This is a genomic window from Dietzia sp. B44, assembly GCF_014145245.1.
In the GTDB taxonomy this organism is placed as follows: Bacteria; Actinomycetota; Actinomycetes; order Mycobacteriales; family Mycobacteriaceae; genus Dietzia; species Dietzia natronolimnaea.
The window spans coordinates 1-13,817 of sequence record NZ_JAALEF010000049.1; the positions used below are offsets into that span (position 1 = coordinate 1).

At 67.9% G+C, this 13,817-nt stretch carries 11 protein-coding genes and 1 pseudogene; 4 read left to right on the top strand and 8 right to left on the bottom strand.

All coding sequences use genetic code 11. The annotated features are described in order from the left end of the window. Positions 1-21: 21 nt before the first annotated feature. Complete coding sequence (gene asnB / locus G6017_RS02080) at positions 22-1,947, bottom strand: asparagine synthase (glutamine-hydrolyzing) (RefSeq protein ID WP_182615668.1); 1,926 nt, start codon at positions 1,945-1,947, stop codon at positions 22-24. Between the two features lie 226 nt (positions 1,948-2,173). Between asnB and ctaC the strand changes: the two genes are divergently transcribed. Both ctaC and ctaF read left to right on the top strand, forming a co-directional pair. Continuing rightward, positions 2,174-3,292 carry an aa3-type cytochrome oxidase subunit II gene (ctaC, locus tag G6017_RS02085; protein WP_182615670.1) on the top strand — a complete coding sequence of 373 codons (1,119 nt, stop codon included), beginning with the start codon at positions 2,174-2,176 and terminating at the stop codon, positions 3,290-3,292. Positions 3,293-3,328: 36 nt separating this feature from the next. Further along, positions 3,329-3,745, top strand: a complete 417-nt coding sequence (gene ctaF, locus G6017_RS02090) for a cytochrome c oxidase subunit 4 (RefSeq protein WP_179525028.1) — start codon at positions 3,329-3,331, stop codon at positions 3,743-3,745. Between the two features lie 202 nt (positions 3,746-3,947). On the opposite strand, the gene G6017_RS02095 is transcribed toward ctaF, so the two are convergent. Both G6017_RS02095 and G6017_RS02100 read right to left on the bottom strand, forming a co-directional pair. After that, the gene (locus tag G6017_RS02095; RefSeq protein ID WP_182615672.1) at positions 3,948-5,105 is read right to left on the bottom strand and encodes an acyl-CoA dehydrogenase family protein; all 1,158 of its coding nucleotides are present in this window, start codon (positions 5,103-5,105) and stop codon (positions 3,948-3,950) included. Positions 5,106-5,234: 129 nt separating this feature from the next. Further along, positions 5,235-5,759, bottom strand: coding sequence for a DUF3253 domain-containing protein (locus G6017_RS02100; protein ID WP_182615674.1), 525 nt, complete (start codon positions 5,757-5,759; stop codon positions 5,235-5,237). 157 nt (positions 5,760-5,916) lie between these two features. On the opposite strand from G6017_RS02100, the gene G6017_RS02105 reads away from it, so the two are divergent. Beyond that, entirely contained in the window at positions 5,917-7,500 is a 1,584-nt protein-coding gene (locus G6017_RS02105) for an FAD-dependent oxidoreductase (RefSeq protein ID WP_182615676.1), read from the top strand. Positions 7,501-7,764: 264 nt separating this feature from the next. Here G6017_RS02105 and qcrB read toward each other — a convergent pair whose 3' ends face one another. From qcrB to ctaE, 4 genes are read right to left on the bottom strand one after another with little or no spacing between them, the layout of a single operon-like run. Beyond that, the gene (qcrB, locus tag G6017_RS02110) at positions 7,765-9,387 is read right to left on the bottom strand and encodes a cytochrome bc1 complex cytochrome b subunit (protein WP_182610024.1); all 1,623 of its coding nucleotides are present in this window, start codon (positions 9,385-9,387) and stop codon (positions 7,765-7,767) included. Next, positions 9,384-10,574, bottom strand: a complete 1,191-nt coding sequence (qcrA, locus tag G6017_RS02115; protein ID WP_182610023.1) for a cytochrome bc1 complex Rieske iron-sulfur subunit — start codon at positions 10,572-10,574, stop codon at positions 9,384-9,386. The genes qcrB and qcrA overlap by 4 nt, the downstream gene beginning before the upstream one ends. After that, positions 10,571-11,455, bottom strand: a complete 885-nt coding sequence (gene qcrC / locus G6017_RS02120; RefSeq protein ID WP_182615678.1) for a cytochrome bc1 complex diheme cytochrome c subunit — start codon at positions 11,453-11,455, stop codon at positions 10,571-10,573. The genes qcrA and qcrC overlap by 4 nt, the downstream gene beginning before the upstream one ends. A gap of 56 nt (positions 11,456-11,511) precedes the next feature. Next, entirely contained in the window at positions 11,512-12,123 is a 612-nt protein-coding gene (gene ctaE, locus G6017_RS02125; protein WP_182610021.1) for an aa3-type cytochrome oxidase subunit III, read from the bottom strand. Between the two features lie 283 nt (positions 12,124-12,406). Between ctaE and trpD the strand changes: the two genes are divergently transcribed. Next, positions 12,407-13,471 (top strand): anthranilate phosphoribosyltransferase, encoded by a 1,065-nt coding sequence (trpD, locus tag G6017_RS02130; protein ID WP_182610020.1) that lies wholly within the window; start codon positions 12,407-12,409, stop codon positions 13,469-13,471. Here the strand turns inward: trpD and G6017_RS16465 are convergent. Then, positions 13,452-13,817: pseudogene (locus G6017_RS16465) on the bottom strand (hypothetical protein); the annotation flags it as partial. The gene trpD and the pseudogene G6017_RS16465 sit on opposite strands and share 20 nt — an antisense overlap.

Below are 13,817 nucleotides of genomic sequence, written 5' to 3' on the forward strand. Positions count from 1 at the left end.
CGCCACTTGTTCAGCAGTCTCCTAGAGGCGCACGGGGTAGTCCCGCTGCTCGATGTCCGGGGTGATGCGCCCCTCCACGAAGATGCCGTGCCAGATCATGAAGCACAGCATCGTCCAGATCCGGCGGCTGTGGTCGGACTCGCCACGGCGGTGCTCGTCGAGCATGCGCAGGACGGCGGCCTTGTCCACGAACTCGTCGGTGCCCGAGGCCGCGACCTGCTCGCGCGCCCAGTCGTGCAGTTCCGGTCCGGCCAGCCAGTGGCGGGTCGGGACCGGGAAGCCGAGCTTCTTCCGGTGCAGCACGTGCGCCGGCACGATCCGCTCGAGCGCCTTGCGGAGCGCGTACTTGGTGGTCCCGTGCGCCACCTTCTCCGTGTACGGCAGGCGGGAGGCGACCTCGTAGACCTCGCGGTCGAGGAACGGCACGCGCAGCTCGAGCGAGTTGGCCATGGTGACCCTGTCCGCCTTGACCAGGATGTCCCCGCGGAGCCACGTGAACAGGTCCAGGTGCTGCATCCGGGCGACAGGGTCCCACCCGCGGGAGCGCTCGTAGATCGGCGCCGTGACGTCCTGGTGGCTCCACTCGGGACGGTAGTCGGTGAGGACCGAGCGGACCTGGTCCTCGGAGAACGAGCGCGCGTTGCCGTAGTAGCGGTCCTCGAGACTCATGGATCCGCGATGCAGCAGGCTCTTCCCACGCGTGCCCTCGGGGATCCGCGTGCTCACCCTTCCCAGTGCGCGGCGCAGGCCACCGGGGATCTTCTCGAACGGTGCGAGCGAGAGCGGCTCCTTGTAGATGGTGTATCCGCCGAAGAGCTCATCCGCGCCCTCGCCGGACAGGACCACCTTGACGTGCTTGCGGGCCTCGCGGGCGACGAAGTACAGCGGGACCAGGGCCGGATCGGCGACCGGCTCGTCGAGGTACCAGATGATCTCGGGGATCGCGGCGGCGAACTCCTCGGGCGAGACCACCTTGACGATGTGTTCCACACCGATCGCCGCGGCGGACTCGGCGGCCACGTCCACCTCCGAGTAACCCTCCCGCTCGAACCCCGTGGTGAAGGTGAGGAGGTTCTCGTTGTGACGCCGGGCGAGCGCGGCGATGGCGGTGGAGTCGATGCCGCCGGACAGGAACGAACCCACGGTGACGTCGGCGCGCATGTGCTTGGCCACGGAGTCCTCGAGGGCCACGGCGATCTCCTCGTAGCGGCGCTCGGAATCGCCGTCGGCGACAGGGACCACGGGGAAGGTCGGCTCGAAGTAGCGCTCGATCACCGGAGCGGCGCCGGGGGAGAGGGTCGCGTGGCAACCGGATTCCAGGCGGCGGACACCGCGGGTCAGCGTCTCGTCCTCGGGGACGTACTGGAGGGTGACGTAGTGCTGTAGGGCGCGGGTGTCGAGAGAGGTGTCGACGGCGAGGAGGTCGATCAGTTCGGTGATCGACTTCTTCTCGCTCGCGAACGCGGTGCCCCCGGGGCCGGTCGCCATGTAGAGGGGCTTGATGCCGAAGGGGTCGCGGGCCACGAAGAGGGTGCGCTCGACGGTGTCCCAGATCGCGAAGGCGAACATCCCGCGGAGCCGGCGGACGGCGGCGGGTCCCCAGTGGTGGAACGCCACCACGATCGGCTCCCCGTCGCCCTCGGTCCGGAACTCGGCATCGAACTCCTCACGGAGTTGTGCACGGAGTTCGACGTAGTTGTAGATCTCGCCGTTGAACGTCAACGCGTAGCGTTCAGGGCTCTCCGGCGGGCCCCAGCGCAGCGGCTGGTGCGAATGCGCGATGTCGATGATCGACAGACGATTGAAGCCGAACGCCAGGTCGTCGTCGACCCAGGTCCCCACCTCGTCCGGACCGCGGTGACGCTGGCACCCCATCGCACCCAGGACCCTCGACTCGTGGGTGCGGGCGGAGCCGTCGGGGGTGAGCAGACCAAGCAGGCCACACATTCGTCGGGTACCTCGTCGATCGTCGTCGGGGGTGGGGATAACCCGCGTCTGCGGGCCATGATGGGTTCGAATACTACTGGTCCCGGGACTCCCGACCGCCGCGCCGGACGGCGGAGGGGTGGGTTGGGTGAAATGCCGGGACCCGCGGCTTCCAAACTGAGAGCCGTGGTCTACGATTCCTAAGTGTCCCGGCCACGTGGTCGGTGCCGCTGATCAGGAAGGCGTGATGGTGGAACAGCGTGACGGGCGTCGTCGGACGCGCAGGGCTGCACTCGCGGTGTCGCTCGGCACATTGGGCTTGTTGTTGTCCGGTTGCAGCCTCCACACCGACAACAAATGGTGGAACCAGACCATGAACTTCGGGTTCCCCAACGGGATCACGCCCGAGGGCATCGCCATCAGGGAGTTCTGGACTATCACCGTCATCACCTCGCTCGTCGTCGGGTTCTTCGTGTGGGGCCTGATCTTCTGGACGATGGCCTTCCACCGCAAGAGGAAGAACGACGACGGCGAGTTCCCGCGTCAGACCGCGTACAACGTGCCGCTCGAGCTGGTCTACACCGCCGTGCCGTTCGTGATCATCTCGGTGCTCTTCTACTTCACGGTCATCACGCAGAACAAGGTCCTGGACCTCCGGCCGGAGGAAGAGGTCGGCGTCAAGGTCGACGTCACCGCGTTCCAGTGGAACTGGAAGTTCGGGTACAACAAGGTCGACGTCGCGGGTGTGTCCATCGAGGACGGCACCAACGAGCAGGCCCAGCGTGACGCCGAGGAGGCCGGGGTGCTCTCGGAGGAGCAGCGCATGGCCCTCGGTCACGACGGCGAGCCCGCCGCCGGTGGTCCGATCCATGGTCGCCTCGCCGAGGACAAGTCGTACCTCCACTTCAACAACATCGAGACCGTCGGCACCTCGGAAGAGGTCCCGGTGCTCGTACTGCCGACCGGAACCCGCGTCGAGTTCCGCCTCGCGGCGGCCGACGTGATCCATTCCTTCTGGATCCCCGAGTTCATCTACAAGCTCGACGTCATGCCGCACCCCGGCCAGAACCAGCAGCTGAGCATGTTCCAGATCGCGGAGATCGAGCGTGAGGGTGCCTTCGTCGGACGGTGTGCCGAGATGTGCGGCGCGTACCACGCGATGATGAATTTCGAGCTCAGGGCGGTGTCGCCGGAGGCCTTCGCGGAGTACATCGAGTTCCGCCAGGACAACCCGACCGCGTCCAACGCGGAGGCGCTCGCGTCGATCGGCGAGGAGCCCTACTCCACGTCCACGGCACCGTTCAAGACCGGCCGCAGCGATACCCGCGACCAGAACAACATCATCGAGAACGCATCCGCTAACTGACGTCTCTCCCGGTATCACGCGAAGGGCTCCTGCACGATGAACGCAACAGTAAGAATCTTCGACGGACTGGTGGTCTTCCTCGCCATCCTGGCCATCGCGTACACCTACCTCACGGGCACCTCGCGCACGGGTATCGAGTGGGTGGGCTCCACGGCTCTCGTGCTCTCCGCCGGGCTGTGCCTGCTGATCGGTGGGTACCTCCGCTTCGTGGCGCGGCGCATCAGCACGCTTCCCGAGGACTACGAGGAGGCGGAGATATCCGACGGCGCCGGCGAGCTCGGGTTCTTCAGCCCGCACAGCTTCTGGCCGTTCTTCATCGCCTTCTCGATCCTCATCATCGGTTTCGGCGCGGCGTTCTGGAACTGGTGGGTGCTGCTCGGTGGCGCGACCGCGCTGATCATCACCGCCTGTGCCCTGGTCTTCGAGTACCACTGGGGCCGCGAGAAGCACTGACCGACGGTCAGACCCCACGAGGCCCCCACCGCGAGACGCGGTGGGGGCTTCGTTTGTTCACGGATCACCGCCCGAAGCCGGGACTCATGTCGGCAACCCGCGGTCGTGGCGTCTCCGACGTCGGGGGCATCACCCGGGAACGAGCTCGGGCCGGGACCCGCGCGGCGCGCAGGTCCCGGCCCGGATCAGGCCCGGTGGGGGACTACAGTCCCATGTCCTTGGCGATGATGGTCTTCATGACCTCGTTGGTCCCGCCGTAGATCCGGTTGACCCGGTTGTCGGTGTACAGGCGGGCGATCGGGTACTCGTTGATGAACCCGTATCCGCCGTGCAGCTGCAGGCAACGGTCGATGACCTCGGCCGCGATCTCGGTGCAGAACAACTTGGCCGATGCGGCCTCGGCCGCGGTCAGCTCTCCCTCGTCGAGTGCCTCGAGCGCGCGGTCGGCGACGGCCTGCGCCGCGTCGACCTTGGCCTGGCAGGCGGCGAGTTCGAACTTGGTGTTCTGGAACGAGGCGACCTCCTTGCCGAAGACCGTGCGCTGCTGGGTGTACTCCTTGGCGAAGCGCACCGCGGCCGCGGCCTGGGCGTAGGCGCCGTACGCGATTCCCCAGCGCTCGGACGGCAGGTTCTGGCCGAGGTAGTAGAAACCACGGTTCTCCTCGCCGAGGAGGTCCTCGACAGGGACCTTGACGTCGCTGAAGGCCAGCTCCGCGGTATCGGAGGTGCGCAGACCGACCTTGTCGAGCTTGCGTCCCACGGAGTAACCCGCGAGCTTGGTGTCGACGGCCAGGAGGGAGATGCCGAAGCGACGGTCGTCCTCGCGCGGGGGAGCGGTCCGGGCGCAGACGATCACGCGGTCGGCGTGGACACCGCCGGTGATGAAGGTCTTGGCACCGTTGAGGACGTAGTGGGTGCCGTCCTCGGAGAGCTTGGCGGTGCTCTTCATGCCGGCGAGGTCCGAGCCGGTGCCCGGCTCGGTCATGGCCAGCGCCCACATCTCCTCGCCGGAGACGAACTTGGGCAGATAACGCTGCTTCTGCTCCTCGGTCGCCAGGGCCTTGATGTAGGGCAGGCCCAGCAGGACGTGAACGCCCGATCCACCGAAGTTCACGCCCGCCCGGGCGGTCTCCTCGGACAGGATGGCCTCGAACTTGTGCGAGTTGATCCCGGCGCCGCCGTACTCCTCGTCGACGTTGATGCCGAAGACCCCGAGATCGGCGAGCTTGTAGTAGAACTCGCGCGGCACGATGCCCGCGTCGAACCACTCCTGGAAATGGGGGGACACCTCGGACTCGATGAAGGCGCGGATGGTCTGGCGGAAGGCCTCGTGGTCTTCGTTGAACACTGTGCGACGCAAGGGTGTATGCCTTTCCATTGGACGACCCGCCGTGAGAGGGGGACGGGGCGATCTGGTGAATGTCTCCTACCAGAAGTGATCGTACAAGGTCGCGAACCGCGACATGGCGGGGGTTACCGGCTGGTAGCTTCAGTCCCGTACCACGCTGCCGTCCGTCGGTGGCCGGAAGTCGAGCGCGTCCGCCGCCACGATGCGGATCGGGCCTCGGATGTCGGCTCCGGAGACGACCCGGCCACGTTGCGTGATGGCGACGACGCCGTCCGCTCGGAGATCCAGGGCGACCTGTCGGGCGGTGTCCATGAGCTCGCGCCACTGTTCGCCGCCCACCGTGCGGGCGGCGTCGCTGGGGCAGATCGAGCCCTCGCCGCGGGAGCGGAGCAGCGTTCGGATCGTCGCGGCCAACCGGTTCCGCGTCCCCTCCTCGGTCGGATCCCACCAGGGGTCGCCGCGCTCGCCCAGCGCGGTCTTGGCGTCGTGCACCATCACCCGCGCGGCGTCACCCTCGGACTTCACGAGCCGGCGGCCGGTCATGAGCGCGGAGACGAGTTCGGTCCTGAGCGTGTCCGGGATCGACGGATCGGTGGCCCTCCATCGCCTCCCCCTGACCACGATGTAGCGACCGTCCTCGGTGTGTTCGACCTCGTTGCGCGTCACACCGCGATCATGCCCGCACGACGTTGAGGTGTCACGAAACCCGCCGGTCGGGCCACGGAAACGCGCCGGGAAGCTAGTGTAGAACGTGTTCTAGTAGGCGTCGGCCCACGGCCGGTGTCCGGGCCGTGTGCCCGTGACGACGAGATGAGGAGAGCCCGTGACGACGCAGGCCGGCACGTTCGATGCAGAGTTCGATGTGGTTGTGGTGGGATCGGGCGTCGCGGCGCTCTTCGGCGCGGCCGCGGCGGCCTCGCGGGGGCTGTCCACCTGTCTCGTCGAGAAGACGGACCGTTTCGGGGGCACCTCCGCGTACTCGGGCGGCGCGGTGTGGTTGCCCGGCAACGCCGTCCTCGCCCGCGACGGGCTGGAGGACTCGGTGGACACGGGCCGCACCTACTTCCGCGCCGTCGTGGGCGACCGGACCGACCACGACCTGCAGGACGCGTACCTGAACACCGGGCCGATGGTCGTCGACTTCCTCCAGGACACGCTGGGGATCCCTACGAGATTCCAGGCGTTCCCCGACTACTTCGACGCACCCGGACGCCAGGAGGTGGGTCGAAGCATCTACCCCAAGCCCATCAAGGGGGAGGAGGTCGGTGAGCGCACCGGAGATATCCGCTCCTCGGTGCCGTCGGATCAGTTCGGTTCCCCGGAGGACACCGCCAGGTTGGAGGGCGGCCGCGCCTGGGTCGCCCGGCTCGTGCTGGCGTTGGATGGCATGGAGTCGGCCGAGCTCTGGCTGTCGACGGCTGCGGAGCGACTTATCCGCGACGACGACGGGCGGGTCGTGGGGGTCGAGGTGCGAGAGGGCTCGGGCCTGCGGTCGATTCGCGCACGGCGGGGCGTACTCGTCGCCGCGGGCGGATTCGAGCGGTCGACGGAGTTGCGTCGACGGTGGCAGCGGATGCCGACCTCTGACTGGTCGGCCTCCCACCCGGATACCGGTTCCGGGGACGCCGTCCGCATGTTCGACGAGGTCGGGGCCAGACTCGACCTGCTGGACCAGTCATGGTGGTGTCCGGCGACACTGTTCCCCAACGGGCACGCGGCGTTCACCCTCGGTTTCCGCTCCGGGATCATCGTCGACGGCGCAGGTCGTCGCTTCGCCAACGAACTCCTGCCGTACGACCAGATGGGCCGTCGCATGCACGCCCGGATGGACGACGGAGCGGGCGAGGAGTTCTGGTTCGTCTTCGATGACTCGGAGGCGGGCGGGTATCCGGCGATCTGCGTCCCCGCCCCTGATCCCGAGCAGCTGCGGGCGGCCGGGCTCTGGCACACCGCAGCGACGATCGGGGAGCTGGCCCAGGCCATCGGTATCGATCCGGACGTCCTCGCCGAGAGCGTCACCCGGTTCAACGGCCATGCCGCGCAGGGCAGAGATGACGACTTCGGACGGGGCGAGGATCCGTACGGGAGGTTCTTCCTCGGCGCCTCCACTGCCGAGGAATGCCTGCGGCCCCTGGGGGGCGATCGTCTGCACGCCGTGCGCCTGGTGCTGGGGGACCTGGGCACCAAGGGTGGTGCCGTGATCGACCCGAACGGGGCCGTGGTGGGTACCGACGGTGCACCGATCCCGGGCCTCTACGCCGCCGGCAACTCGTCGGCGTCGGTGTCCAGTGAGGCATACCCGGGTCCCGGGGTTCCCCTGGGGTCGGGCATGACCATGGCCTTCCGGGCCGTGGCCGACATGGCCGGGAAGCCGCTGCCGGTGAACCCCGCTCCGGTCGCCCGGTGACCGGAGCGCCCGCCACCTCTCGCGGGTGGCCGGGCACGGTGACCGCACCTCCCGGGTGGTCCCACGGGCCTCCGGCCCAACCCGTCCCATGAGGAGGACGTCCCAGGCGCCGGGGTGAGGCCGGTGTCACGCGGCCCGCGACGTCGACCCCCCGACAGATCACCCGCTCCCGAAAGATCACTCGCCCCCGGTGGAGGAGGCGAGACGACCGCGGGCCGGAACTCCTCTCGGAGCTCCGGCCCGCGGTCGGGTGTCAGCGGTGGATCAGTGCTCGTCGTGGCGACGCGTACGGTTCTCCTGCTGCAACGTGGTGAGCATCGAGTGCTCGCGGTCGTGCTTGCCGTGATCGGCGTCGTCGAGATGACGCACCTCGTCGACGGGGTCGGCGGTGAGTGCGCCCCGCGGGGGCCGGCCGGCCGCACCGAGCTGGTTCATCTTCGTGGGCACCTTGGCACCCGCGTACTCGAGCGGAACCGCGTGACCGTGCTCGTCCATCCCGCCCAGCGGCTGGTGGACCTCGACGAACTCGCCCTGCGGCATCCGCATGATGATGCCGGTCTCGATCCCGTGCTCCAGGACCTCCCGGTCGGCCCGCTGGAGACCCAGGCAGAGACGGTAGGTGAAGAAGTACATGACCGGCGGCAGCAGGATCAGACCGATCCGGCCCGCCCATGTGGTGGCGTTCAGCGAGATGTTGAAGTGATACGCGATGAGGTCGTTGGATCCCATCAACACCAGGATCACGTAGAACGTGATGGCCATGACGCCGGCGGCGGTACGAACCGGAACGTCGCGCGGACGCTGGAGCAGGTTGTGGTGCGCGGTGTCACCGGTGAGCTTGGCCTCGATCCACGGGTACAGGAACATCACCGCGACCATGGCGCCGAGCATCACGGCCACCCAGAGGACGGCAGGGATGGTGTAGTTGCCCAGGTAGATCTCCCACGCAGGCATCACGCGGGCGCCGCCCTCGGTCCACAGCATGTACCAGTCGGGTTGCGAGCCGGCGGAGATGTGGGATGGGTTGTACGGCCCGAGGTTCCATATCGCGTTGATGGTGAACAGGCCCGAGAAGAGCATGAGCATGCCGACCGTGATGGCGCCGAACGCGATGGACTTGACGGCGAAGACCGGGAGGATCCGGACGCCGACGACGTTGTTCTCCGTGCGGCCCGGCCCGGGGAACTGCGTGTGCTTCTGGTACCAGACCAGCGCGAGGTGCGCGGCGATCAGGGCCAGGATGATGGCGGGGATGATGAGCACGTGCAGGACGTAGAAGCGCGGGATCATGAGGTCGCCGGGGAAGTCCCCGCCGAAGATCATCCAGTGCATCCAGGTACCGATCACCGGGAGCCCGACGATGATGCCGGAGGTGATCCGGAGGCCGGTGCCCGACAGGACGTCGTCCGGCAGGCCGTAGCCGAGGAAGCCCTCGACGATGCCCAGCAGCAGGAGGACGCAGCCGATGACCCAGTTGGCCTCACGCGGGCGACGGAACGCACCGGTGAAGAAGATGCGGATCATGTGGACCACCATCGAGGCGACGAAGAGCAGCGCCGCCCAGTGGTGGATCTGCCGGACGAAGAGCCCGCCACGCACCTCGAAAGAGATGTTGAGCGCGGTCTCGTAGGCCCGGGAGATCTCGATGCCGTTGAGCGGGGCATAGGCGCCCTGGTAGATCACCTTCGACATCGACGGGTCGAAGAAGAGGGTGAGGTACACGCCCGAGATCAGCAGGATCACGAAGCTGTACAGGGCGATCTCGCCCAGGAGGAACGACCAGTGCGTGGGGAAGACCTTGTTGATCTGCCGGCGCATGCCCTTGGCCATGGTGTACCGCGAGTCGAGCGCATTGCCGACCGCGGCGATTTTGGTGTTGTTACTCATGAACGACGCTCCCAGAAGGCAGGTCCGACCGGCTCGATGAAGTCACCGTTGGCGACGAGGTAACCCTCGTTGTCAACCGCGATGGGCAACTGCGGCAGTGCGCGCGCGGCGGGGCCGAAGACCGGCTTCGCGTACTCGAGCGCGTCGAACTGCGACTGGTGGCACGGGCAGAGGAAGCGGTGCGTCTGCTGCTCGTACAGTGAGGTGGGGCAGGCGAGGTGCGTGCAGATCTTCGAGTAGGCGTACAGGTCGCCGTAGTTGAAGTTCTCCTGGCCCTTGCGCTTGATCACCCGGGCCGCGTCCGCCGGGCGGAAACGGATCAGCATGACCGAGTTGCGCACGCCGTGGATGGAGTGCATGTGCTCCTCGAAGTCGCCCAGGGCGCTCGCGGGAAGCGGGAACACGGACTCGAGTCCACCGGCCGCCAGGTCCTCGACGTGGATGCGCTCGAGGCGCCCCTCTCCCGCGGGGGGATGGCCGTCCGGGTAGACCTTGCCGGTGTCGCGACCGAGGTACACCTTCTCGGCCGGGAGTCCGTCCGGGCGGGTGTCGGACGCGAGGGTCCACCCCGTGGTGTGCAGGGTGCCGTCTCCGGCGATGGTGAGTTCCCCACGGCGCCACGGGTTCTTGACCATGCCACCGAGCGGCAGGATCGCGGACAGACCGATGAGGGCGACGCTCGCTCCGAGGAAGCCGCCCATGACCTTGCGGCGACCCAGGGTCGAGGTCTTCCAGGAGTCGTTGAGCCCGGCGACGAGGGTCCGGCGGTCGATGTCCTCCGACGGGCCGTCGTGACGGGTCTGGACCGAGATCTCCTCGGGGATGAACTTCTTGGTGAACTGCACCGCACCGAAGCCCAGGAAGAGGATCGACAGGCCGATCGTCAGGCCGAGGAGGGGCGTGTACACCATGTAGAGCCAGTAGCCGTCCTCGCCCTGGCCGCGGTACTCCCAGGGCCAGGCGATGTAGATGACGGCGAAGGCCAGCGCGAGGACCGCGGACAGTGCGAACCAGGTGGTGACGACTCGTGCGGCACGCTTCTCGGATCGCGTGGTGACACCGTCCGGCCACCGGTTCTCGCGGAATCGGACGTCGACCTCGTCGAGTTCGGTTCCCAACCGGACGAGCTCGGCGTCGCTCATCCGGTCGAGGTCCGCGGGGGACGGGTTCTTGGGGGTCTCACTCATGAACGGGATCCGATCCAGAGGGTCGCACCGATGAGGGCGACGATGCCGACTAGCCAGATGGCCACACCTTCGGTCACGGGGCCGAGTCCGCCGAGCGCGTAGCCGCCGGGCGAGACCTTGGAGTCCGTGTCCTTGATGAAGGCGATGATGTCCTTCTTCTCGTCAGGCGTGAGCTGACGGTCCGAGAACTTGGGCATGTTCTGCGGACCGGTGAGCATCGCCTGGTAGATCTCCTGCTCGTTGGCAGGGTCGAGGATGGGGGCGTACTTGCCCGCCGACAGCGCTCCGCCGCGACCGGTGAAGTTGTGGCAGGAGGCGCAGTTGAGGCGGAAGAGCTCGGAACCGCGCGCGATCTCCTCGGCGCGGGCCTCGCCCGAGGCACCGCGCAGCGACCCCTGGGCGATCGACCCGTCGGGATCGGTGACGATCTCGGGACCGCCGCCGAAGAGGTGGACGTACGCCGCGAGCGCGATGATCTGGTGCTCGCTGTAGCGCGGCTTCTTGCGCTCGGCCTGGGCCTCGTTGTTGGCCGCCGGCATACGACCGGAATGGACCTGGAAGTAGGTCGCGCCCGCGCCCGTGCCGACGAGCGAGGGCCCGCGGTCCTCGACACCCTGCAGGTTCATTCCGTGGCAGGTGATGCACGCGACGTCGTAGATCTGCTTGCCCTCGGCGATGAGCGCGGCCTGGTCCTGCTGGGCCGTCGCGACCTGGGGATCGGGAACGACGGCAGTGGCGATGGCCCCGGCGCCGAGGAGACCGGCGGCGATGACGAGCGCGCCGGTCGCCTTACGGCGACGCTTGGACGAGACCGGGCGCGCCGGATTCACCGCGGGCTCCGGCGACGGCGTGTCCGCAGCGGGTGGGTGAGGTGAGTTCATTATGAGTTCCCTTTGGAGTTGGGACCTGCTGGACGCAGCGTCCTGCGGCCAGCTGACTACTGAATGAAGTAGATGGTGACGAAGAGGCCGATCCAGACCACGTCGACGAAGTGCCAGTAGTACGACACGACGATGGCCGCCGTGGCCTGGGCGGGAGTGAACCGGGACATGGTCGTCCGCATGACGAGGACGACGAACGCCAGGACGCCGGCCGCCACGTGGAGGCCGTGGAAACCGGTGGTGATGAAGAAGACGGACCCGTAGACGCTGGACGAGATCGTGGTGCCCTCGAGGTACAGCATGACGTACTCGTAGGCCTGACCGATGAGGAAGACCGTGCCCATGAGGGCCGAGATGATGTACCAGCGACGGAGACCGAAGACGTCACCCTGCTCGGCGGCGAAGACGCCCATCTGACAGGTAACCGAGGACGCCACGAGGATCGCCGTGATAGTCAGGGCGAACGGGACGTTGAGGTGCGTCGGGTAGGAGGGCCAGTCACCTCCCGAGTTCGCCTTGGAGACGAAGTACATCGCGAACAGCCCCGCGAAGAACATCAACTCCTGGGACAACCAGATGATGGTGCCCACACTGACCATGTTCGGCCGGTTCAGCGAATGAACGCGCTGAGCCATTGCCGATCCTGAGTTATCCACTGCGCTCGTCACGAGGCCAAGTATGACCCCTGAGGTGGGCGGAGGCTGCAGGGACCCCCGATTTCGGCGTGTCCCCACAGCGTTTTCGCAGGTCGTTCCTAGAACTCCCCGGTAACCCGTCAGGGGACGCACCCCGTGCAGGGGTATCAGGGCCTTCTCAGGCTCTTCTGCGGCTGGGGGAACGGGTCCCGTGACGGGAGTCCGCGGGCACCGACGACGCGGCTGGTGGCACGATTGTCACTGTGCGGTCGGACGGTGACGGACCGCCGGGATCCAGGGAGAGAGGTCGGGACACGTGGGGAGTTCTGCAGCGTTCGACGAGGGCCGGTCCTGGCCCGGGGTACTCGGCACGCTCACGGCGGGTGAGGACCTGGAACCGGCGGACGCCCGCTGGGCGATGTCCCGGATCATGGAGGGCCTCGCGACGGATGCGCAGATCGCGGCGTTCGGGGTCGCGCTCGACATGAAGGGTGTCACGGGTCCGGAACTGGACGCCCTGTCCTCCACGATGCTCGACTACTCGCGTCGCGTGCCGACCTCCCGGCCCTGCGTCGACATCGTCGGGACCGGCGGGGACCGGCAGGGAACGGTGAACATCTCCACCATGTCCGCCCTCGTCGTGAGCGCCTGCGGAGTGCCCGTGGTCAAGCACGGTAATCGTGCGGCGTCATCGAAGAGCGGAGGGGCCGACGTCCTCGAGGCTCTCGGGGTGGCGATCGACCTGGGCCCGGAGGAGGTCGCCCGGTGTGTCGACGAGGTGGGTGTGGCCTTCTGCTTCGCCCCCGTGTTCCATCCCGCCCTCCGCTTCGCCGCCGCGCCACGGCGGGAGATCGGCATCCCGACCGTCTTCAACATCCTGGGTCCCCTGACCAACCCCGCGGCCCCCGCGGCCAACCTCATCGGGTGCGCCTTCGACCGTCTCATGACCGTGATGGCGGAGGTCTTCGCGCTCCGCGGGCGCTCGGCGCTCGTCGTGCGGGGAGCCGACGGCCTCGACGAGATCACGATGACCGGGCCGACCCGCGTGCTGCGCGTCTCGCACGGCCGGATCGAGGAGGACGAGATCGCCCCCGGCGACTTCGGGATGGCGACGTGCGCGATCGAGGAGCTGCGTGGGGGGGACGGGCAGCACAACGCGGGCGTCGCCCGGGACCTGCTGGCGGGTAAGAAGGGCCCCGTCAGGGATGCCGTCCTGCTCAATTCCGCGGCTGCGCTGGTGGCTTTCGACGGACTCGAGCCGGGAGCTGACCTGGTGACCGCGATGACGTCGGCGGTGGATCGCGCCGCGAGGGCGGTGGACGACGGCGAGGCGGCCGGACTCCTGGACAGGTGGGCGGCCTTCAGCGTCGCGCGGGACTGATCCCTGCTCTGCTCGTCTCCGCGGCCGCCCGTTCGGCTCGATCCGCCCATGCGGTCAGAGTGTGGGCACCGTCGACGGGGAGGGCCCAGCAACCCGCGACCGACACGATGCGGGTGGGTGCGGAGTCGATCCATCTGTGCACGTTCCGGATCTCCGAGGCGCTGGCGCCGGAGAACGGCCCGGGTCCGGGTCGCACGGTCGTGGCGCCCGCCCTGAGTGAGTCGATGACGGGGAGGGGGGCGGCCCCGGCCGGCACGATCCCCGAGGCGGCCAGACGTCCGTGACGCACGACTGCCACGGCCCATGTGCGCGCGGGGCCGGGCTGGGCCAGGACCAGCTCGGGCAG

What these genes read in the sequence shown, in the direction of transcription:
- asnB (WP_182615668.1), bottom strand. Translation starts at nt 1,947, where the DNA reads ATGTGTGGCCTGCTTGGTCTGCTCACCCCCGACGGCTCCGCCCGCACC.
- ctaC (WP_182615670.1), top strand. Translation starts at nt 2,174, where the DNA reads ATGGTGGAACAGCGTGACGGGCGTCGTCGGACGCGCAGGGCTGCACTC.
- ctaF (WP_179525028.1), top strand. Translation starts at nt 3,329, where the DNA reads ATGAACGCAACAGTAAGAATCTTCGACGGACTGGTGGTCTTCCTCGCC.
- qcrB (WP_182610024.1), bottom strand. Translation starts at nt 9,387, where the DNA reads ATGAGTAACAACACCAAAATCGCCGCGGTCGGCAATGCGCTCGACTCG.
- qcrA (WP_182610023.1), bottom strand. Translation starts at nt 10,574, where the DNA reads ATGAGTGAGACCCCCAAGAACCCGTCCCCCGCGGACCTCGACCGGATG.
- qcrC (WP_182615678.1), bottom strand. Translation starts at nt 11,455, where the DNA reads ATGAACTCACCTCACCCACCCGCTGCGGACACGCCGTCGCCGGAGCCC.